Source organism: Agrobacterium sp. NPDC090283 (assembly GCF_044769685.1).
Classification (GTDB): domain Bacteria; phylum Pseudomonadota; class Alphaproteobacteria; order Rhizobiales; family Rhizobiaceae; genus Agrobacterium.
The window spans coordinates 1-18,305 of the sequence record NZ_JBIVYG010000035.1; the positions used below are offsets into that span (position 1 = coordinate 1).

At 60.3% G+C, this 18,305-nt stretch carries 18 protein-coding genes and 1 pseudogene; 11 read left to right on the forward strand and 8 right to left on the reverse strand.

The window, feature by feature from the left end; translation table 11 throughout:
* Positions 1 to 95: 95 nt before the first annotated feature.
* Positions 96 to 482, reverse strand: a pseudogene (locus ACIQUH_RS27265) (flagellin); the annotation flags it as partial.
* 232 nt (positions 483 to 714) lie between these two features.
* Positions 715 to 1,362, reverse strand: coding sequence for a hypothetical protein (locus ACIQUH_RS27270; RefSeq protein ID WP_142911797.1), 648 nt, complete (start codon positions 1,360 to 1,362; stop codon positions 715 to 717).
* Positions 1,363 to 1,635: 273 nt separating this feature from the next.
* On the opposite strand from ACIQUH_RS27270, the gene ACIQUH_RS27275 reads away from it, so the two are divergent.
* On the forward strand, positions 1,636 to 3,273 hold the full coding sequence (locus ACIQUH_RS27275) for a recombinase family protein (RefSeq protein ID WP_400821204.1): 1,638 nt from the start codon (positions 1,636 to 1,638) through the stop codon (positions 3,271 to 3,273).
* Between the two features lie 110 nt (positions 3,274 to 3,383).
* On the opposite strand, the gene ACIQUH_RS27280 is transcribed toward ACIQUH_RS27275, so the two are convergent.
* Together ACIQUH_RS27280 and ACIQUH_RS27285 are read right to left on the reverse strand one after the other, a co-directional pair.
* Positions 3,384 to 4,331 (reverse strand): pentapeptide repeat-containing protein, encoded by a 948-nt coding sequence (locus ACIQUH_RS27280; RefSeq protein WP_400821207.1) that lies wholly within the window; start codon positions 4,329 to 4,331, stop codon positions 3,384 to 3,386.
* Between the two features lie 70 nt (positions 4,332 to 4,401).
* Positions 4,402 to 5,865 (reverse strand): tyrosine-type recombinase/integrase, encoded by a 1,464-nt coding sequence (locus ACIQUH_RS27285; RefSeq protein ID WP_142911794.1) that lies wholly within the window; start codon positions 5,863 to 5,865, stop codon positions 4,402 to 4,404.
* 347 nt (positions 5,866 to 6,212) lie between these two features.
* Here ACIQUH_RS27285 and ACIQUH_RS27290 point away from each other — a divergent pair, with 347 nt between their 5' ends.
* On the forward strand, positions 6,213 to 7,466 hold the full coding sequence (locus ACIQUH_RS27290) for a hypothetical protein (RefSeq protein WP_400821210.1): 1,254 nt from the start codon (positions 6,213 to 6,215) through the stop codon (positions 7,464 to 7,466).
* A 33-nt stretch (positions 7,467 to 7,499) separates the two neighbouring features.
* On the opposite strand, the gene ACIQUH_RS27295 is transcribed toward ACIQUH_RS27290, so the two are convergent.
* Together ACIQUH_RS27295 and ACIQUH_RS27300 are read right to left on the reverse strand one after the other, a co-directional pair.
* Positions 7,500 to 8,090 carry a mobile mystery protein B gene (locus ACIQUH_RS27295; RefSeq protein WP_400821213.1) on the reverse strand — a complete coding sequence of 197 codons (591 nt, stop codon included), beginning with the start codon at positions 8,088 to 8,090 and terminating at the stop codon, positions 7,500 to 7,502.
* The gene (locus tag ACIQUH_RS27300; protein WP_400821215.1) at positions 8,087 to 8,551 is read right to left on the reverse strand and encodes a mobile mystery protein A; all 465 of its coding nucleotides are present in this window, start codon (positions 8,549 to 8,551) and stop codon (positions 8,087 to 8,089) included. Before ACIQUH_RS27300 ends, ACIQUH_RS27295 begins: the two co-directional genes overlap by 4 nt.
* A 646-nt stretch (positions 8,552 to 9,197) precedes the next feature.
* Between ACIQUH_RS27300 and ACIQUH_RS27305 the strand changes: the two genes are divergently transcribed.
* Positions 9,198 to 11,291 (forward strand): ParB/RepB/Spo0J family partition protein, encoded by a 2,094-nt coding sequence (locus ACIQUH_RS27305; RefSeq protein WP_400821218.1) that lies wholly within the window; start codon positions 9,198 to 9,200, stop codon positions 11,289 to 11,291.
* A 131-nt stretch (positions 11,292 to 11,422) separates the two neighbouring features.
* On the forward strand, positions 11,423 to 11,830 hold the full coding sequence (locus ACIQUH_RS27310) for a hypothetical protein (RefSeq protein WP_400821220.1): 408 nt from the start codon (positions 11,423 to 11,425) through the stop codon (positions 11,828 to 11,830).
* A gap of 71 nt (positions 11,831 to 11,901) precedes the next feature.
* On the opposite strand, the gene ACIQUH_RS27315 is transcribed toward ACIQUH_RS27310, so the two are convergent.
* The gene (locus tag ACIQUH_RS27315) at positions 11,902 to 12,708 is read right to left on the reverse strand and encodes a hypothetical protein (RefSeq protein WP_400821222.1); all 807 of its coding nucleotides are present in this window, start codon (positions 12,706 to 12,708) and stop codon (positions 11,902 to 11,904) included.
* A gap of 936 nt (positions 12,709 to 13,644) precedes the next feature.
* On the opposite strand from ACIQUH_RS27315, the gene ACIQUH_RS27320 reads away from it, so the two are divergent.
* The 4 genes from ACIQUH_RS27320 (at position 13,645) to ACIQUH_RS27335 (ending at position 16,252) form a co-directional block, all read left to right on the forward strand.
* Positions 13,645 to 13,962, forward strand: coding sequence for a DUF736 domain-containing protein (locus ACIQUH_RS27320; RefSeq protein ID WP_400821223.1), 318 nt, complete (start codon positions 13,645 to 13,647; stop codon positions 13,960 to 13,962).
* Between the two features lie 356 nt (positions 13,963 to 14,318).
* Positions 14,319 to 15,161 (forward strand): DUF932 domain-containing protein, encoded by an 843-nt coding sequence (locus tag ACIQUH_RS27325; protein ID WP_400821225.1) that lies wholly within the window; start codon positions 14,319 to 14,321, stop codon positions 15,159 to 15,161.
* A gap of 307 nt (positions 15,162 to 15,468) precedes the next feature.
* The gene (locus tag ACIQUH_RS27330; RefSeq protein ID WP_400821227.1) at positions 15,469 to 15,672 is read left to right on the forward strand and encodes a transcriptional regulator domain-containing protein; all 204 of its coding nucleotides are present in this window, start codon (positions 15,469 to 15,471) and stop codon (positions 15,670 to 15,672) included.
* A gap of 58 nt (positions 15,673 to 15,730) precedes the next feature.
* Positions 15,731 to 16,252 (forward strand): DUF2285 domain-containing protein, encoded by a 522-nt coding sequence (locus tag ACIQUH_RS27335; protein ID WP_400821240.1) that lies wholly within the window; start codon positions 15,731 to 15,733, stop codon positions 16,250 to 16,252.
* Between the two features lie 12 nt (positions 16,253 to 16,264).
* Here ACIQUH_RS27335 and ACIQUH_RS27340 read toward each other — a convergent pair whose 3' ends face one another.
* On the reverse strand, positions 16,265 to 16,552 hold the full coding sequence (locus ACIQUH_RS27340; protein ID WP_400821230.1) for a DNA -binding domain-containing protein: 288 nt from the start codon (positions 16,550 to 16,552) through the stop codon (positions 16,265 to 16,267).
* A 125-nt stretch (positions 16,553 to 16,677) separates the two neighbouring features.
* Here ACIQUH_RS27340 and ACIQUH_RS27345 point away from each other — a divergent pair, with 125 nt between their 5' ends.
* The 3 genes from ACIQUH_RS27345 to ACIQUH_RS27355 form a co-directional block, all read left to right on the forward strand.
* The gene (locus tag ACIQUH_RS27345; RefSeq protein ID WP_400821233.1) at positions 16,678 to 16,899 is read left to right on the forward strand and encodes a helix-turn-helix domain-containing protein; all 222 of its coding nucleotides are present in this window, start codon (positions 16,678 to 16,680) and stop codon (positions 16,897 to 16,899) included.
* Positions 16,900 to 17,095: 196 nt separating this feature from the next.
* Positions 17,096 to 17,368, forward strand: coding sequence for a helix-turn-helix transcriptional regulator (locus ACIQUH_RS27350; protein ID WP_400821236.1), 273 nt, complete (start codon positions 17,096 to 17,098; stop codon positions 17,366 to 17,368).
* Positions 17,369 to 18,305: replication initiator protein A (locus ACIQUH_RS27355; RefSeq protein ID WP_400821238.1), on the forward strand; the 937-nt coding region annotated here is incomplete at its 3' end.

An 18,305-nucleotide genomic window follows, 5' to 3' on the forward strand; every position in this document is an offset into this window, starting at 1 on the left:
CGCTTAAACTCTTCGCTGAAATTCGATTTGCCCATGATGCTCTTCTTGCCTCAAAATTAGGAAAGAAGGTGTCTACAAATCTTGGGGCTATTCACGTTGAAGCTGGCCGATGTGGCGATGGAAAGCAGTTGATCCTTGAGTTGGTCAAGCTCGGTCTGGATTTTACCCTTGTCCAAGCCGTCTTCTTTGGCAGCTACCAGCTTTGCCCGGAACTCGCTGAGAACATCAATCGTGCTTTCCATGCCTGCGTAAGCGACATCGACCTTTGCGGCACCAAGGCCCAAGGCGTCCGACACGGCGGAGAGCGCCATATTGTCCGAACGCATCGTCGTGGAGATCGACCAGTAGGCGGCATTGTCGGCTGCGGTTTGCACCCGCAATCCCGAACTCACCTGCCGTTGTGTGTCGGCCATGTTCGCGCCGATTGTTCGCAACGTTCGCAGCGCGGCCATGGCTGCCATATTCGTCAAGATGCTGGTCATGGTAACCGTCCGAGCCCATGCGCTGGCTTGCAGTCCGCGTCAACGGTCTGCTTTGAGCCAGCAATGAAAGGACACTTCTACGGTTAACCACAAAGGGTGCCCGCTATAATGGCGGGACCGTCACCCTAAGAACGAGGCTACTCTTACCTCAGGGCTGCCCGACGGGAATCGAGCATTTTCATCAAAGTTATTGCATTAAAGAGAGTTAACAGGAAGTTAACGACGACGAAATCTACGGAGCGCTGATACTCGGGAGTTTCGGTATGACGCTCGAAACCAATTCGAACTCCGGCTCGAAGCCAGCGATAAGCTCCAAGAACCTTTTCTCGATTTCGTCTGCGTTGCGAATGTCGCCGACAGCGATGGAATTCTCCCGCAAGAACCGTGAATAGAGGCGCCCCTTGTCAGAGGCTCCGACCGGGAACTGAATTCGTTCCAAGCCTTTCGCAGATGCTGCCGCCCTGATCGCCTCGATAATCCCCTTTCGAACTTTATGGTCTGAAACAGGGCCAACTTCCGCATGCAGTTTGAGGTGCGCCGCCGTTCCGTCATTGCTGGCCCGTATCTCCACCCACGCGATTAGCGGATAGCCTGCCCACCAGTTTTCGCAGCCGGACCATGCGTCCTGGGTTTTATCCAGTTCTTCTCGCCACCGCGCAGGCAGAAAACTCACAAGGCTTTTCTCATGGCTTGAATATTTGAATTCGTGCTTGCCGATCCTGACTGTCTTCCCGCGCTCGGGCTTGTCGCCAAACAAACGAAAAACAGCGACTGCAAAACCCGAGTCGAGGCGATCTCTCTTGATGAGATCCAGCACTTTCTTTTGATCCCGAAAAAGCTGTTGGGCCAGATCGTGCGTTTCAGAGTGTCCTTTGCTCATGTCGGTAAGCGCGGCCTCCCGTCAGGCGTCTCTGCATCCGTCAGCCGAATTCGCGTCCCGTCAAGTGTTTTTGCACTCGGCAGAAAATTTACATCTTGTTAACCGAACGGGCCGCAGTAATCTCAATGTACAAAGCGGCGATTTGCGCCGTGTCTTCTCAACCTATTCCCGCAAGCCGAAGCATTACGCCGACTTAGCCGTTTACACCCCGATCGCCTCGCGCTCGAACCTCTCCGCCTCTGGTGTTAGCGGTCCGACGCAAAGGAGGCGGTCATGCAGGACGATTTTCCCGGCAATCAACATTCATCGGGTCCGGTGCGGGCCTATTCCTATGTGCGTATGAGCACTCGTAAGCAGCTTCGCGGGGATAGCTTGCGTCGGCAGCTTGAGCGCTCGAAGGCGTTTGCGGACGAACACTCTCTGCTTCTGGATGACAGCTTGCAGGACTTGGGTGTCAGCGCGTGGAGGGGTAGAAATTTCAGGACCGGCGCGCTCGGTCGGTTCCTCGCGATGGTCGAGAGCGGGCAAATCCCCAAAGGCAGCTACCTGCTGATCGAAAGCCTCGACCGGCTATCAAGAGAAGCGGTACCGGATGCGCTGACGCTGTTTATGGCGATTATCAATGCGGGTATCGTCATCGTGACACTCGGCGAGGACCGGCAGATTTACAGTCGCGACCGGCTTAATGGGGATTGGACCAAGCTGATCATCGGGCTTGCGGTGATGTCGCGCGGTCATGAGGAAAGCCAGACGAAGAGCGAGCGTATCAGCGCGGTCGCCAAGCGCAAACGGGAACAGGCCCGCGAAGGTAAGGGCCATATCACTAGCATCACACCCGCATGGATAGATGCTAAACGGATCGACGTGAACCGATACGAGTTCACGCTGAACCATCACGCGGAGACGGTGAGGGTAATCTACGAGATGGCAACGCGCGGGCTCGGCTCGACGGTGATCGCACGTAAACTCAATGCGGATGGCGTTCCGGCCTTCAAGAGCAAGGACGGCTGGTATCAGAGCATCATCAAGGCGCTGCTTTCACGGCCTGATGTTATCGGCACGTTCCAGCCGCATCGCATACAGGACAGCAAGCGAGTGCCGGATGGCGACCCAATCGAGAACTATTTCCCCGCCGCCATCGACAAGGACTTGTTCCTGCGCGTGCAGGCCATGCGCAGGAACCCCGGCAGACCGGGGCGCAAAGGCGACACGTTCGCTAATCTGCTCACTGGCCTGTGCCACTGCGCCCATTGCGGCGGACCGATGACGATGAAAATGAGCCGGATCAGAGGTAACGAAAACGGGCGCTATCTCGTATGTGCAAACTATGTGCGCGGGCATCGCTGTATCGAGGGCAATAGGCATTTCCGCTACGAGCCGTTGGAGGCAGTCATCCTCGATCATGTGAAGGAGATCAATCTGGCGGAAGTGTTGCAAGCGGCACGGTTCGCCACCGTTCTTGATGCAATCGACGAGACCATTGCCGCGCTGACACTGCAACTGGAAGGACTGCGCAAAAAAGAACAGCGGCTCGCGTTAGCCATTGAGGACGACAGTCTGCCGCCGGACGCCATTATCGATCTGCTCAAGGCGAGGCAGAGCGAACGCCTTGCCGTCGAGGCCGAGCTACGGCACCACCAGGCAGAACGTCAGCGCCAGTCAATCCGGCACGACAACCCCACCAACATGGGCGATCGCATCGCCAAGCTGCGAGTGGCGTGGGAACAAGCGGAAGGAGCCACACGCTACGAACTGCGCTCCGAAGCTCACGCCGCGATCCGGGAGCTTATCACCGAGATCAGTTTCGACAGCACCAGCCATTCGGCGGGCGTCGTCGTCGAAAACGGCGTGTCCGCCTACAGGGTCAAAGACGGACAGATCAGCGGGCTGTTCCGGGTATTTGCGGCGTGAACATCTGGAAATCGGTGGGCGTCCCCATGCGAAAAGTTCGCTCGAACGAACTTTTCCGCCTGAATATCGGGAATGCCGCAGAGAGCCCGGATTAAGCAATCCAACCAACGTCAATCGTTCTTCGCTCTTTTCGACATTGCGAGAACTGCGTTCTTCGTCTTCTCGTCGTCAAAGAGGCAAGTCTCCAGTCCTTTTGCTCTCGCGAAATCGCAATTCAGGACGTTGATCGCGTCTCGGAAATCCGCGTTCTTAAACGTCGCATCGACAAATGACGTTCCTTCCAGATCTGCTTGGAAGAAGGGCGGATAATATGTCTGCTGAAAGGCTGGTGGCTCTTGGTCATCGTGCCAGACCCCCAATTCGTCGGGGTGCTCAGTTGTCCATTCCAAATGGGCGCCTTTGAAAACTGCCCCCGACAAATCGGCGTAGTCGAAGTTGCAGTCCTTCAGCTCCGCAAACACAAAGTTCGTGCCGAATCCAGCGAAGGGGTTGAACTTGGAAAAGATGACTTCGCGACAATCGACGGAAGCAAGATCGACCCTCAACAGCTTCATCCTGCCGCGGCTACCCGAACCCCAATCCCCATCATAAAACGTGGCACCCCTGATGCTCTTGATGTCGTGGCGCGGAAAAGAGAAGTCCGATATTTCCATACCGGAAAAGTCAATGCTCGTTATGCCAAGTCGATTTATTCTGCGGACAGCTCCCCCAATGCGGAGCTTTCCTTCCTCGGTGTCCCATTTCTTGTAGTCGTCGATAATCTCCTGCTGCCGTTGGCGTTCCTGTCGACGCTCCAGTCTGCGCACAAAGGACGCAACAAAGATGCCGAATACAAAGACATCAAACAGCATCCCATTGAACTCAACGAAAACGCCTGGGAGAAAGTCATCACGCCAACTCGGCTTCACAGCGTACAGCACGGCGACGACAGTAATTCCGACCGCCAAGATTCCCCAGGAGAGGAGGATTATGGGGTCTTCAAGCTCACGCTTCCACCAAAGCCGAATTCGAGATGCCACGCTTTTCATCCGGCGAGTGATTGATCGCATCCGCTTCATAGACAGTTCCTCCAGACTTCGCAGCGGCCCTCGGGCCGCGCCGCAGAAGCCATCAGCCGCAAGGCTCAGCCTATCCGGCTCGTTTCGTTGTATACTGCTTTACGATTTGTTGCTCCGTGGACCCGTCCTTGCTGCCCCGCTTCAGTTCCTCGATGCGCTTTTCGAGAAGCTTGATTTCAGCGTAGGCATCGTCATCCAATAGGACAGGCTCATTGGCATAGTCCTCTTGTCCGGGCCGGAGGAAGTCCTTGATCTGCTCGGTATTAACCTGCGCATAGTGCTTGTCGATCATCGCAAGCGATGTACGGGTATTGCGGGCAACGTGGTGGACAGAGACGTTGTTGGCGAGCATCTGCGAGATGTAGAAGTGCCGGAACGAGTAAGAGGTGCGACGAACGCCGCGATTGTCCTTTTCCAAGCCAGCCGCGATCAGAAGCGCATTCAGGCTCCTCTTGAATGATAGGATGCGATTGCCTCTCTCGTCCGCGAAGACTGGATCGCCATCTTGAGGTTCGCGTCCCATATCGTTGACGAACAGGTCCCAAAGCATGCCGAGAGCCGACAGCGCACCGTAAAGCGGTACGGCGTTGCCGTGCTTGCTCTTGCCGTGAACCGCCAAGCGAGCATCTTGTTGGTAAAGTGGTAGGTGCCGTGTTTCCCGGAAAAGCGAGATGTCCCCCCAGGTCAGATTTTTTGCCTCTGTTGGTCGGAGGCCGGAATTAGCCATGAGTTCGATATAAGCGTGCAGCCGAACACGATCCGCGCGAATGCCTTCTGTGACAGCTTTTTGTGTCCAGACACGGCCATCCTTCGCCTTGATGACCTTGAGTTTCGCATGATGCTCGTTAATCCGCTCGATGCTTTTGGCGATCAGCTTCTCGTATTCCTCCGGTTTGAATCCGGGACGGCGATTGTCGGGCCTTTTCTTCGCTTCGACAGTTGGCAACTCCAAAGGCTTACAATAGCCCCATCGTGATGCCTGACGGAAAAGCTCGCGGATGATGACCATTTCGCCTTTCATGGTTGCCAAAGCAGCGACTTTGCGCGGGGCAGCGCGGGAGAAGACGCGACCGTCTTCCCGCTCGCATCGGATTTTCTCGATCTTTGATCCCGGCCCCGTTGTCCAATAGGTCTTTCGCCATTCCAGATAACGTTCGACATCCGCAGTCGTGATGAGGTCGATTGCCTTATCCCCGAAATAGGCGACAGGAAAACGCCGGATGATCGGAGGCCAAAAGGTCGGGTGATATTGGCTGCGTTCGTCACGCTCCGCTTCCGCACAGACCTTTTCGATAAACTCCTCGGCGACCTCATTGAAAGCATGCTGGACCAGCGATAGGCCCTGCTTGTGCCGATACTTCTGCTCGTGATAAATCTCGTTCGCCCGCTGTAGCGCGGCATCGTAGTCGGCAATGCCGAGCGATTTCTTGATCTGCCTGCCGCCTAGCGAATAGCGCATGGACCAGTTTCGGGTGCCTTCACGCTGGAAAAGTGTGAAGGGGGCGTTTGTCGGTTCGGCGGTGCGCTGCAACATAACCTGGGCTCCAATGGAGTTACTTCGGTCGGAGCACTGCGCTGGAACTGCGCTAGCTCCGAGACCGAGCCCGGAAACGCTACATTGAAATCATTGAGAAATTCCGAAGGATATGCGCTACTGAGCTAGGACTGAGCTAGCTTATTTCCAGCGCGTGCGAGGACAAGCAAAAACTGATAAATCAACAAAATCAAGTAGTTCAGTGGCGCGCCGCGCCGAGCGATGATGACAACTATATCTCCTCCATAGCCCTCTAACGCCCCCTTAGCCGGAAACCCGTTCGGCGACGCACTTGCATGATGTAGCTTTGGACGGTCGGTTACGGGTTGTTTCTTTAAGGTTTGAAAATGCGTCTGACTGTTCTTCATCCCGAAGCAAAGCCACTGATCACCCAGTTTGCGGGCGGTCTGATGCCCATCCGATTGGGCGACGACGCCGCGCTTTCGCTGGTCATCAAAACGCAGAAAGAAGCGATATTGGCCGCCAAGATGAACGGCTCTTTCGCCTTCTATCTTCCCGCGCTGCCGTCCTCGACGGTCACGACCACTTCGCTCATCACCGCTTTCTTCGATGATGATGACGAGCCGCTTATCATCAGAACGCCGCTTTTTGGTGACGACGGCTTCTCCCAAGGCATCGTCGAGATCCTCAAATATGAGGAAGTCGATGTCTATTTCTTCGATGAGCAGAATTACGAGTGGATGAGCTTCAGAGCGACCCTGGAGGACAATGGGAGTTGCCTTATCGGCACTGAGGATATTCACCTGCTTGGTTATCATCCCGAGACGGCGAAGAGCATCCATGGTGTCTTAAGCGACTGGTTCGGAAATCGAACCCAGCAAGACGACGAGTGCGCGATCCAGGCGGTGTTCAAGGAGGAGCTATCGCCGAACGATATATTCGTTCTCGACATGACGCCCGAGGTAAACGCCTATCAGGGGGGCTCAGGCTTCCGTCGCGATACCCTCACGAGGACCGATCCCGGCTATCATCAGGAGCGAGACATTTCGGCCTGCTTGCTACGTGCTTTCGAGCCGAAACAGATCATGATGAATCCGAAACGCAAGGATACCTTCAAGGAAATCTTGGACCATCTGGTTCTCACCGATGAGTTGGCAATCCTGATTCAAGCCAAGGACAGTCCGACAACCGAAGCTGGGATTAGCCGGACGCTGGAGCGCAAACGACGCTCCACACATAGCCAGATTGACGACGCCATAAGACAAATCAACGGCGCTGCCCGTTATCTTCAGCGTGAAGCAACGGCCCCGCTCGTTGTTGGCGGCCAGAACGTAGAAATCTCATTGGGACAGCGGCGTGTTATCGGACTCGCGATCGTCAAAGAGCTGTTTGACGACGAAGGCGAATCCTATGCGACCGCTTGCAAGAAGCTCGCCGGCTTGAACGGGGGCGGTATGGTGATGGACTACAACTCGTTCCACGCCTTTACACACCGTTTCAGCACACAAGCCGAGTTCATCCGCGCCCTGGAAACGCTGATTGATCGGGTGAGCACGAATGGCTGGATTAAGGTCAAGGATGAGGTGTTCGACGGCGTTCTGGACTGGGTGGAAGAGCTGAGAACGACACCAGATCGTTAGGCAGCGATCAGACACGCCTTCCCACCTGGCTCCTCACGAGCGAGCGAATGCGAGCAAGGGGCCGTAGTCTCCCGCGTCGGCGGCCTTAAGCGCCGCAATATACTCTTTTCGGGTTGCGGACGGATCGACGAGATTGATCTGGCCCCAGGTGAACCGCGGCTGGCCGAGTTCGATCGCAAGCAGATCGCCGATCATGCGCGAGAAGCGGCCGTTCCCGTTGGGATAGGGATGGATCGCAACAACCCGGTGGCTGAAACGGATCGCGATTTCATCCGCCGGAAACGTCGAGTGCTCGGCCCAATATTTTGCGTCGTCGATCGCCTGATAATATTCAACCGGGATGCGATAGGCGTCGATGCCGATATTGCGCGCCGTCGTGCGATACGTGCCCGCCCACTTCCACACATCGCCATACATTTGTTTGTGCAGCTCGTTCAGGAAGCCTTGGTCGAGCACCTTACGCTTTCGCCGCCCGACCCAACGAACGGCGTCGGCGATGTTGGCAAGTTCCGCTTCGTTCAACTCGTCGCGCGTCGTGATGTAGGAAGGAATGAGCTGCTCGCGCTCCTCGGCTTCGAGCGGCGTGTTCCCGTCGTCGTCACCCTCAAAAAGCGGATCGCTCATTCCTCGTCCCACAGCTTCCGCGAAAAGTGCGCGAGGTAGTCCGCCACGATGCGACGCTTTTGCCCTTCAAGGTCTTCCACGTTCACCGCCTGGTTTTCGAGACGCATCGTGTGATTGAGATGCGCGAGTTCGTTCCTCACTTTGCGCTCGGCCTGATCGTAGAGAATGTCGTCGAGGGCCTTGGTCGGGACAAAGGCATAGACGAACTGACAGTCGAGCGCTTCGGCTGTCTCGCGTAAGGTCTTGAGGGTGATCGCGCCCGTGGCTTCCGCTTTCTCGATCGTCGTCACGCGGGAGGGGGCCACACCCATACGCTCGGCGAGCTGGCGCGTTGTCATGCCTAGGGCTTCCCGAATGGCCTTCGTCCAGCCACGCGAGGGCGTCACAATGCGGTCGGCTCTCAGGGGAGAAAGCCGCTTATCAAGATTCTTTCGGGCGAGTCCAGCTTGCTTGTTGCTCATATATATGTGTCCATATCTGGCATTCTTTAACATATATATGTGAGCAATACAATTAATTTCGCTCACTTCTGTATGAGCAAATTTCTCCATTTTGCTCATATAAACATGAACGCGAAACGGTCAGATGATATGGGGAAAGCCTTCCCCTGCGGCCGAGTCACGGTCTCGGCCGACCCCTTCTGCGGGGAGCCCCCGCAACGCCCCCTCCAGAGCGTGAGCCTCGTCACCGATTGAACCATCATCATCGCGCCCCGCCTGCAAGCTGCGGGCGGGGTGCTTTCGCATGTTCGCATCCCGGCAGGACCATAAGGCGATCAGGACTCAGGGGGGCTAGGCCCATCGGCCTTCACATCCTGATCCAGTCCTTGCGCCCGGCCGCCGCTCCGCTCTCGCCGGGCCGATGGCTTGGGGGCGCTGCCCCCTGGCGCGGCGCAAGGGATCGCTGGCGCTCGACCGGGACGGTCTCCCCAGCCTTCCGCGCGGATGCGTGTTTCTCACTCTCGCCCATGGCTTCGGTCCGCTTGTGCAGGCCGGGTGATCCCCCTCCGTCCCGGTCGCCCTTGCACCTTGCACCCCCCGGTCTCGGCGACGGCCAGGGTTGCAGCGCAGCGCTGCGCTTCAACCCAAGCCCATGGGAGCAAAGACCATGACCACGACCGCCAACACCGCCCCGACCGTCGAACACGGCACGACCGTTTTCATCCCACTCAACAAGCTCAAGAAGCATCCGAAGAATGCCCGCAAGACCCCGCACAGCGAGGCGTCTATCGAGGCGAAGGCGGCGAGCATCGCCGCCAAGGGCATCCTGCAAAATCTGGTGGTGGAGCCGGAAACGAACGCCGAGGGCGAGCCGACCGGCTTCTATCTCGTCAGCATCGGGGAAGGCCGCAGGCTGGCGCAGATGCTGCGCGTGAAGCGCAAGGAGATCAAGAAGATCGAACCCATCCGCTGCGTCATCGACACGGCGAACGATGCCGCCGAGATCAGCCTTGACGAGAACGTCACGCGCGAAGACCTCCACCCCGCCGACCAGTTCGAGCGCTTCCGCGAGCTTTCCGAGGATCGGGGATGGGGGTCAGAGGAAATCGCCGCCCGGTTCGGCGTGACCGCCCATGTCGTGAGGCAGCGGATGCGTCTCGGCGCTATCAGCCCCAAGCTGTTGCAGGTCTATCGCGACGGCGACCTGACCTTGGACCAGTTGATGGCGTTCGCCATCACCGACGATCACGCGCGGCAGGAGCACGTCTTTGAAAACCTGTCCTACAACCGCGACCCGTCCATCATCCGGCGCGGCCTGACCAAGATGAACGTGGCCGCGACGGATCGCTGCGCGGTCTTCGTCGGCGCGCAAACCTATACTGATGCAGGTGGCAACATCATCCGCGACCTGTTCACCGAGGATCGCGGCGGTTTCTTTGAAGACCCCGTGTTGCTGGAACGGCTTGCCATCGAGAAGCTGGAACGGATCGCCGCCGAGGTGCGGCAGGCCGAGGGCTGGAAGTGGACCGCTGCCTATCTCGACTTCCCCCACGCCCACGGAATGCGCCGCGTCTATCCGTATCCGGTGGAACTCTCCGAGGAAGACGCCATTGCCTACGACGCGGCGCAGGACGAGCTTGAGCGCCTGACGGCGGAATGGGAGGACACCGACCTCGACCTCCCCGCCGAGGTGGATGCGCGCCTTGCGGAGCTTGAAACCGAGATTGAGCGGATCGACGCTAAGCGCCACGCCTATGAGCCCGACGACATTGCGCGCGGCGGCGTGTTCTTCGTCGTCGCCCATGACGGAGACGTTCGGATCGAGCGCGGGTTCATCCGCGCCGAGGACGAGGCCCCGGAGCCGGAAGAAGCCGAAGGCGGCGAAACCGTCATCGACGGCGTGCGCGTCAACGGGGACGGCGAAATCCTCGACAGCGACTGCGAGGACGGCGAAGGCGACGACCTTCCCGAAACCGAGCAGGAGCCGGAGGAAGAGGCCGGGGATGCGGGCAAGCCGCTGCCCGACTCGCTCATCCGCGACCTGACCGCGCATCGCACCCTTGGCTTGCGCCTCGCTCTTGGCGAGCAGCCGGATATGGCGTTGATCGCCGTTGTCCATACGCTCGCCGCGCAGACCTACTATCGGGGCGGCAGCACGGCCCATTGCCTCGAAATCAGCCCGACCAGCAATTACCTCGCCGCCCACGCGGACGGCATCGAGGACACGGCGGCGGCGAAGATGCTGGCGGATCGCCATGCCGGATGGGCGGCGGATATGCCGCGCGACGTAGCGGACCTCTGGAGCTTCGTCGCGGGCCTTGACCATGCGAGCCTCATGGCCTTGCTCGCGCATTGCGCCTCGCTGACCGTCAACGCGGTGAAGCTGCCTTGGGAGAGCAGCAAGCGCTGCGCCCATGAGACGGCGGACAAACTGGCGACGGCAGTGACGCTCGACATGATGGCGCACTGGACCGCGACCGCCCGCAGCTATTTCGGGCGCGTCACCAAGGCCCATATCCTTGCCGCCGTGCGCGATGCCCTTGGCGACGAGGCAGCGGAGCGGATCGCGGACAAGAAGAAGACGGAGATGGCCGAAGCCGCCGAGCAGCTTCTGGCCGGGACCGGCTGGATTCCGCCCGTGCTGCGCACCGCGCGCCCCGCATGGCTCGACCAGCAGGCCGACACCTTCGCCCTCGATACCGTCGAGCCCGCATCCTCGCAGGAAGCCCATGATGACCATTTCGCCATCGCAGCGGAATGAGGAAGGTAGGCCGGGGGCGCGCAAGCGGCCCCGGCTTTCTTCCCGCCCAGAAAAATCGCGGGCCGCGCAGTCGCGCGGCCCGATCACCTCGACCGTCGCCACGGTCGCAATCATCGTGAAGGAAGAGAACCATGGTTGCCGTGATGCTGATGAGCGTCTTGGCGGTCGCCGGGCTTTGCGTCCTGGCCTATACGCTCGCCGTCTATGCCTTGCCCTTCATGCTCGGCGTCAGTGCCGCGCAGTTCGCCTATCATACCGGCGCGGGCTTCATCGGGGCGGGCCTTGTCGGGTTCGCCGCCGCCGTCGCCGCCTTCGGCGTTCTGGCGCTGCTGTTCGACACGCTGCGCTCACCGATCCTGCGCCTGATCGTGGCGCTCGTCTTTGCAGCGCCCGCCGCCGTCGCCGGATATGCGCTCGTCCACGGCGTCACCAAGGAGACCGTGCCGACCGAAATCTGGCGGCAAATCTTCTGCATCTTCGGCGGGGCATTTGTCGGGACTTCGGCGCTGCTGCGATTAACCACGTCAGCCCGTGCCTGATCCCCGCCAATCGCGGAGATAGGGCGTGGTCGCGCGAGCGTTCTTTCGCCGCGCGGCCACGTTGGCGGCTATCAGAATGTCGCTGACCCAAAGGGATAGTGCCGGTTCCGCTTCATGGCCTCGCGGTGCCGTCGATCCAGCGCCCGCGCACCGTCTGGACGCACTTCGCAGTCGAGCTCCTCAAGGCAAGGCTTCGACATGTTGAAGCTGACGTTCAGCTCATCGTAGCCAAGATTGTCGACATAGGTCTTCATCTTGAAGCCGGCCTGCAGCGCGGCCGCAATCAACACTCCATTCGCAACATAGGTCGGGCCAAGCTTCTCACCCTCTGGATAGCTGCACGCGAAGTTCTCCGCGATGTGCTTCACCCAGTAGCTTCCCGTTCCTTTCCGAATGGACTTTGTCGGCGTCACCCGCCCGAGGAAAGACAGTGATGCAAGGAATGGCTTAGCGGCACCATCGCTGAGCAGTTCCGCGCGCGCTTCCTTGAACCTGGTGTTCATGTCCCGGAAGCCCTCCCAGCGGCCGTCTTCCTTCCGCCGTGGACCGCCGGAACCAATGCCCCACATCGTTAGCTTCGGCGTGCGCTCCCAGACATCGCGAAGCGCGACCTTTGCAGCGGCGTGGTAGAAGGCTGCTGGCGAAACAGCGAAAGCGTGTTCCGCGAGATAAGCGACAAAGAGGTCGCCGCGAACCTGAGCCGTGCTTGTTGCGCCCGCCTGCACGGCCGCCAGAGCCGTCGCGTAGGTGCGGAAACCCAGCCCGCGGGCGATAGCCTCGCAGCGATGCGAGGATTTTACGTCAGGCAATTTGCGCGTGAGGTCGGCCTTGATCGCGCTGAGGCCATCCGTCGAAACAGGAATCGTAAGAGTAAACACGATGCATCTCCATATCGGGCCATGCTGTTCGCCGATTACGCAGCAGCCCGTTGGTCGGGATGCAGGTGTTGAGATGTGTTGAAACGTTGCCGTTCAGGACGTTTGACCCGGCGACAGGTCACAGGTGTCCAGCCCGATTCGTAGGATCATGTTCTTCGTGCCGAATTTCAAGAGCGTCGCATTAGGAGAAGCAGAATGTTGGCGTCGCCCTTCGGGCCGCGCTTTCGGCTGCGCCGGAACCACGCCTACGGCGCGTTTCCGCCATTCGGCTTCAATCGCTAACGCAAGCGGGCCGCAGCGGTCATTTCGCGAACGCCCCGCAGCGGCAAGGCTTCCGAAGGGGAGTCTCAATCGCCTTCGCAGCGACGCCAGCGGAGATCGGGCCGCTGTGCTCACACACGGCGGGCTGACATAGACAGGCCGGGAGACACCGAGCGTCCGCAGGAGCAAAGGACATCGGGGCAGCGGTGCGCGGCGGACATTCGGTAGCGTCGTGCGCGGTTCGTGCCGCAATGGTGGGGGAACGGGATCGCATGTGCGGCCGTCCCGCCCAAGACGAGGATTGGCCGTGGCGGCGAGGATCAGGGGTGGTCGCGCATCGGCCCGTGGAGGCCGCGCCGTTTCCGTTCTCGAGCCGTGAGGCGCGAGGGACGGCCGCCATTGCGGCATTCCCCGATTTCCCGAAACGGGGCGCTCCATCCGCGATCTCGATTGGCATGGGTCTGACCGAAGACCGGCTGCGCCTCGCTCGTCTCCCGCAACGTCCGTCGCCAACTTTTTTCCGCCGCCTTCGGCTTTGCATCGCGAAGCAAAAAAGCCGCCGCCGGCCGCCTTCCACTTCGTTCCAGCCCTTCGGGTGCAGGGCCGATCGTCCCCGGTCTCCCGACCCCCATCGAGGTCGCAATGGAGCGGCCCGACAGGAAAAGGAATACGACAATGGCGACCATCGGCACCTTCACCAAGAACGAAAACGGCGCCGGCTTCACCGGCGCGGTCAAGACCCTGACCCTCAACGTCAAGGCCAAGTTCGTCCCTTCCGAGGGCGAGAGCGAGCGCGGCCCCGACTTCCGCATCTTCGCCGGCGCAACCGAGTTCGGCGCTGCCTGGAAGAAAACCGCCCGCGAAACCGGCCGCGAATACCTCTCGGTCAAGCTGGACGATCCGAGCTTCCCGGCCCCGATCTACGCCAGCCTGGTCGAAGCCGAGGACGGCGGCGGTCACAACCTCATCTGGTCTCGCCGCAACGGCGACTGAGACCGGCCCTTCAAGAAGCCCCGCCGCGGCGGGGCTTCCTCATGCTCATGTCCGCCGTCTTCAAGGAACAAGGAATCGGGAGAACGGGACTCCCGATCGGATCTCGTGCCCGACTTCCGCTCCGCTCTGGCCGGGCGGCTTGCTTGGGGGTCTCCCCCCGGCGCGGCGCAAGGGATCGCTGACGCTCGACCGGGACGGTTTCCCCGACCTTCCTCCACGTCGTTCCTCCGTTACGTGCAGGCCGGGTGATCCCCCTCCGTCCCGGTCGCCCTTGCACCTTGCACCCCCCGGTCTCGCCGACGGGCAGGGTTGCAGCGCAGCGCTGCGCTCCAACCCAAGCCCATAGGAGAAAGACCATGTATCACCAGCTCGCCACCCGGTTCGGCCGCAACTCCCATCAGATCAGCGGGCGCGAGCCGCTGGATAACGAGGCGCTTTATCGGCACGTCCCGTCCATCTTCGCCCGCGAGGCCCATGACAGCCGTTCCGAGCGTTACGTCTATGTCCCCACCATCGACATCGTGGAGGGCCTGCGCCGGGAAGGATGGTTCCCGTTCTTCGCCGTGCAGTCGGTTCCGCGCGATGGAAGCCGCCACGGCCACGCCAAGCACATGCTGCGCCTGCGCCGGGATGGCGGGATCGGCAAGCCGGAGGCGGCGGAAGTCATCATCGTCAACAGCCACGACGGGACCAGCGCCTATCAGATGTTTGCGGGGATGCTGCGTTTCGTCTGCACCAACAGCATGATTGCAGGCGAGCGGTTCGAGGAAATCCGCGTTCCCCATAAGGGCGGCATTCAGGATCAGATCATTGAAGGCGTCTTTACGGTCGCGGAAGACTTCCCGCGCCTGATCGACGCCAGCGAAACCATGAAGGAAATCCGCGTATCCGCAGACGAGCGCCGCGTGCTGGCCGAGGCAAGCCTTGTCGCCCGCTATGGCGAGGACGAAAGCCCGTTGCGCCCGGAACAGATCATCGAACCGCGCCGCCGCGAGGATGTGGGTGGGAGCCTCTGGAGCACCTTCAACGTCATACAGGAGCATTTGACCAAGGGCGGGCTGCAAGGCCGCAAACAGACTGCCGAAGGCCACATCCGCCGCGCCCAGACCCGCGCCATCAACGGCATCGACCAGAATGTGACGCTCAATCGCGCCCTCTGGACGCTGGCGGAGGGAATGCAGCGCTTGAAGTCCGCTTGATCCCGAACGCGAAAGGGCCGCCGATCCCGGCGGCCCTCCCTTTTCTCAGTCGAGCACTGCCCGAAAAATTTCGCGCCGATCCGGCATTGCGGATCGGCAGTGCGGCCATGCGCAGAACATGGCCGCGCTCGCCGGGCTACGCCGGCTCGCAGAAACACGTAAGCATTGTTAAGAAGAAAATAACCAAGAGATTGATCGCGTTACACGCTCCAGTTATCTGGATAGCGCGGCTACAATTATCTCGACTTGTGTTGGACGCTCTCTATCCGGGCATTGTTCTGCGTGTCCGGTATAGAGAGGTAACGCCATGCTGAGCATCGACTGGCGTTCTCCGGCGGCATACAGATTTGCCAAGAGCATCCCCGCTGCCGGTTTCGCTTGGGAATATCTTCGCCGTCACGACGATTACCGTCGCGAGTTTCAGGCTATAGCCGGATTGAGTGAGCCAGACCCGGAGCGCTTGGAAGCCTTCGTGCAGCGCTGGGGGTTGCGATTTTCCGACCGATCCTGAAACCCCATCCGATCAGCAATCTCTATTCTGGATTCCGAGCCTTCAGCCGCAAGCCGTGCTGCTCTCTCCAGTGCAGCACCGGCACAGCGAAACGGAACCGATCGTGACGCTGGCGCATCTCGATGGTCTCGATTTGCGCCAGGCGTCCGATGGCTGGCATGGCATCTGGCAGGTCGATGGCGTTACGCACCAGTTCTGGCTCCCGCAAGCCGTTCCCGAGGCTGCCACCTTCTACGCCGCGTCCCTGCTGATGGATTCCTTTCTGGAACTGCGCGCCCATGCTGCCCGCCGGCTCTGGCGCGCAATCAATGGCCGTCCGCCTGGCTCCGACTTCCGTGCGATGCCGGCCCAGCTTCGGCAGTGGCATATCCTGTCCCTGCGCGCGCTGGACGCGCGGCTGCGCGGCGAGAGTTATCGCGCCATCGCCGAAGTGCTGCTCGGATTCGAGGGAACGAAAGAGGATTGGGAGATCGGGCCGCAAAAGAACAAGGCTCGCCGGCTTGTCGCTCACGGCATCAAAATGATGCGTGGGGGCTATCGGCTTTTGCTTCGCTATCCGATCAAATCACCGCAGGGATGATGTTCCGCGACCCTACGTCGCGCTCGCGACGGCCTGTTCCAGAATACGCCGATAGCCTGCTTTCGACAGCCAGTGCGCGCGGGCCAGATGGGTTTCCCAACAATGTCGGCTGCGCGTTTCCTCGGCGACAGGATCACGGTGCAGGACGATCCGCGACACCTCGCGCCAGTCCGCACCGTCGCGGTTCGCATCCAGCAGGCGCAAATAGGTGACGTAATGCTGTTCGTCGTATGCGGTGATGTCTGGCCCACCAGGGGCCTCATCTTCGACATCGGGATCAAGCTGAGGCTGTCCGCGCATCAATTCTGTCCTTTGGACCGAAGACGCCGAAGCAACTCCGGCAAACATCATGAATACCATGCCTCCGCACGAATGGGAACGATCGTTCCTAGAATGATCGTTCCTATGCTGGTTCCCCTCTCACCATGGATCTTAAGGAGATCATGGCGAAGAATCTGCGTCGGGTACGTCATGACAAGAAACTGACGCAGGAAGAACTCGCCGACCGAGCGGGCTTGAGTATGCGCTATGTCGGGGCCATCGAGCGCGGTGACGTGTCCGCCAGTGTGACGGTTCTCGGCCAGATCGCCGATGGTCTTGAGATCGAGCCCGGAGAATTGCTGAAAAAAGGTTCCGGGCCGAAGTAGTCGGCCGACCTTAAGCTACCGCCGGACCCAGCGCCGTGCGGTTGTTCGCCAACATTCCCATCATATGCCGAAGGGGTGCCGCCAGCGCATAGGCGCAAATGCGGCACGCTACCGGCCGCCGATCCCTCGCCATGGTTCGCCATAGCCCGCCGCCACGACGGCAGCGCGCATCAACCCATGATCCAGAGGTGATCCTATGGCCATCCGCCCGACAGCGGAGATGCCGCCGCGCCTGCTGCGCACACAGGAAGCCGCACGCTTCCTCGGCATTTCCACCCGCACCCTTGAGAAGCATCGCACCTACGGCACCGGCCCGACCTATCGCAAGGTCGGCGGCCGCGTCCTCTACACCGTGCGCGATCTCGAAGCCTGGACCGAAATCGGCTCCCGCAAATCCACCCGCGACACGAACGTCGGCACGGTTTTCCCCGCGCGTCCGCTGACGCCGCAAGAGCGGGGTGAGTGCTGAATGCTGCGCGACGACGATCATAGAGCCGCGCAGCCGGCCGACGCGAGCGAGCGCAACCACTTGGCCCCCTTCGTGGTCGCGACCGGCGACGCCGCGCCCCGGGACCAGCGCGACCTGATGGAACGCCCGTTCTTCTCGCTCGCCAAGGCCAAGCGCACGGCGCCGATCTTCTACGAATCCTCCGGCGTCCGCGTCGAGGTGTTCGGCATGACCGACTACGGCATGGCGACCATCTGGGACGCCGATGTGCTGATCTGGGCCGCCTCGCAGATCGTCGCGGCCGAGAACGCCGGCCTGCGCACCTCGCGCTTCTTCCGCTTCACGCCGTATCAGCTCCTCATGTCGATCGGCCGCGCAACCGGCGCGCGCGAATATCGCCTGCTGAAAAACGCGCTCATCCGCCTGCAATCGACGTCCATCCGCACGACGATCCGGCAGGGAGAGCATTGGCGGCGGCATCAATTCTCCTGGATCAACGAGTGGGAGGAACTGACCACCCGCGACGGCCGTGTCGAGGGCATGGAATTCGTCCTGCCTGACTGGTTCTATCGCGGCGTCACCGACCGCTCGCTCGTGCTCGCGATCGACCCGGCCTATTTCCGGCTGACCGGCGGCATCGAGCGCTGGCTGTATCGCGTCGCCCGTAAACATGCCGGCCATCAGCCGCACGGCTGGCTGTTCGAGGTCGCACACCTTCACCAGAAATCCGGCTCCATGGCGCGGATTTCCGATTTCGCGCTCGACCTGCGCCGCATCGCCGCCAGGCAATCGCTGCTCGGCTACCGCCTCAAAATCTACCGCGAAGGCCGCCGTGAGCTGCTGCAAATTCGGCCTCTCGGTGCGTCCACAGTGCCTGTTGAAAAGGGTGTGGAAACACTCGTGACTTCGGGCGCAAAGGGTATCGGGACTTCGGGCGCAGCACTATCGGGACTTCGGG

Bases quoted from the DNA above. Each gene is read 5' to 3' on its own strand.
- ACIQUH_RS27295 (WP_400821213.1), bottom strand. From the start codon at position 8,090: ATGAGCGATCCGCTTTTTGAGGGTGACGACGACGGGAACACGCCGCTC.
- ACIQUH_RS27330 (WP_400821227.1), top strand. From the start codon at position 15,469: ATGCTGAGCATCGACTGGCGTTCTCCGGCGGCATACAGATTTGCCAAG.
- ACIQUH_RS27300 (WP_400821215.1), bottom strand. From the start codon at position 8,551: ATGAGCAACAAGCAAGCTGGACTCGCCCGAAAGAATCTTGATAAGCGG.
- ACIQUH_RS27270 (WP_142911797.1), bottom strand. From the start codon at position 1,362: ATGAGCAAAGGACACTCTGAAACGCACGATCTGGCCCAACAGCTTTTT.
- ACIQUH_RS27305 (WP_400821218.1), top strand. From the start codon at position 9,198: ATGACCACGACCGCCAACACCGCCCCGACCGTCGAACACGGCACGACC.
- ACIQUH_RS27275 (WP_400821204.1), top strand. From the start codon at position 1,636: ATGCAGGACGATTTTCCCGGCAATCAACATTCATCGGGTCCGGTGCGG.
- ACIQUH_RS27285 (WP_142911794.1), bottom strand. From the start codon at position 5,865: ATGTTGCAGCGCACCGCCGAACCGACAAACGCCCCCTTCACACTTTTC.
- ACIQUH_RS27280 (WP_400821207.1), bottom strand. From the start codon at position 4,331: ATGAAGCGGATGCGATCAATCACTCGCCGGATGAAAAGCGTGGCATCT.
- ACIQUH_RS27325 (WP_400821225.1), top strand. From the start codon at position 14,319: ATGTATCACCAGCTCGCCACCCGGTTCGGCCGCAACTCCCATCAGATC.
- ACIQUH_RS27290 (WP_400821210.1), top strand. From the start codon at position 6,213: ATGCGTCTGACTGTTCTTCATCCCGAAGCAAAGCCACTGATCACCCAG.
- ACIQUH_RS27350 (WP_400821236.1), top strand. From the start codon at position 17,096: ATGGCCATCCGCCCGACAGCGGAGATGCCGCCGCGCCTGCTGCGCACA.
- ACIQUH_RS27310 (WP_400821220.1), top strand. From the start codon at position 11,423: ATGGTTGCCGTGATGCTGATGAGCGTCTTGGCGGTCGCCGGGCTTTGC.
- ACIQUH_RS27340 (WP_400821230.1), bottom strand. From the start codon at position 16,552: ATGCGCGGACAGCCTCAGCTTGATCCCGATGTCGAAGATGAGGCCCCT.
- ACIQUH_RS27320 (WP_400821223.1), top strand. From the start codon at position 13,645: ATGGCGACCATCGGCACCTTCACCAAGAACGAAAACGGCGCCGGCTTC.
- ACIQUH_RS27345 (WP_400821233.1), top strand. From the start codon at position 16,678: ATGGATCTTAAGGAGATCATGGCGAAGAATCTGCGTCGGGTACGTCAT.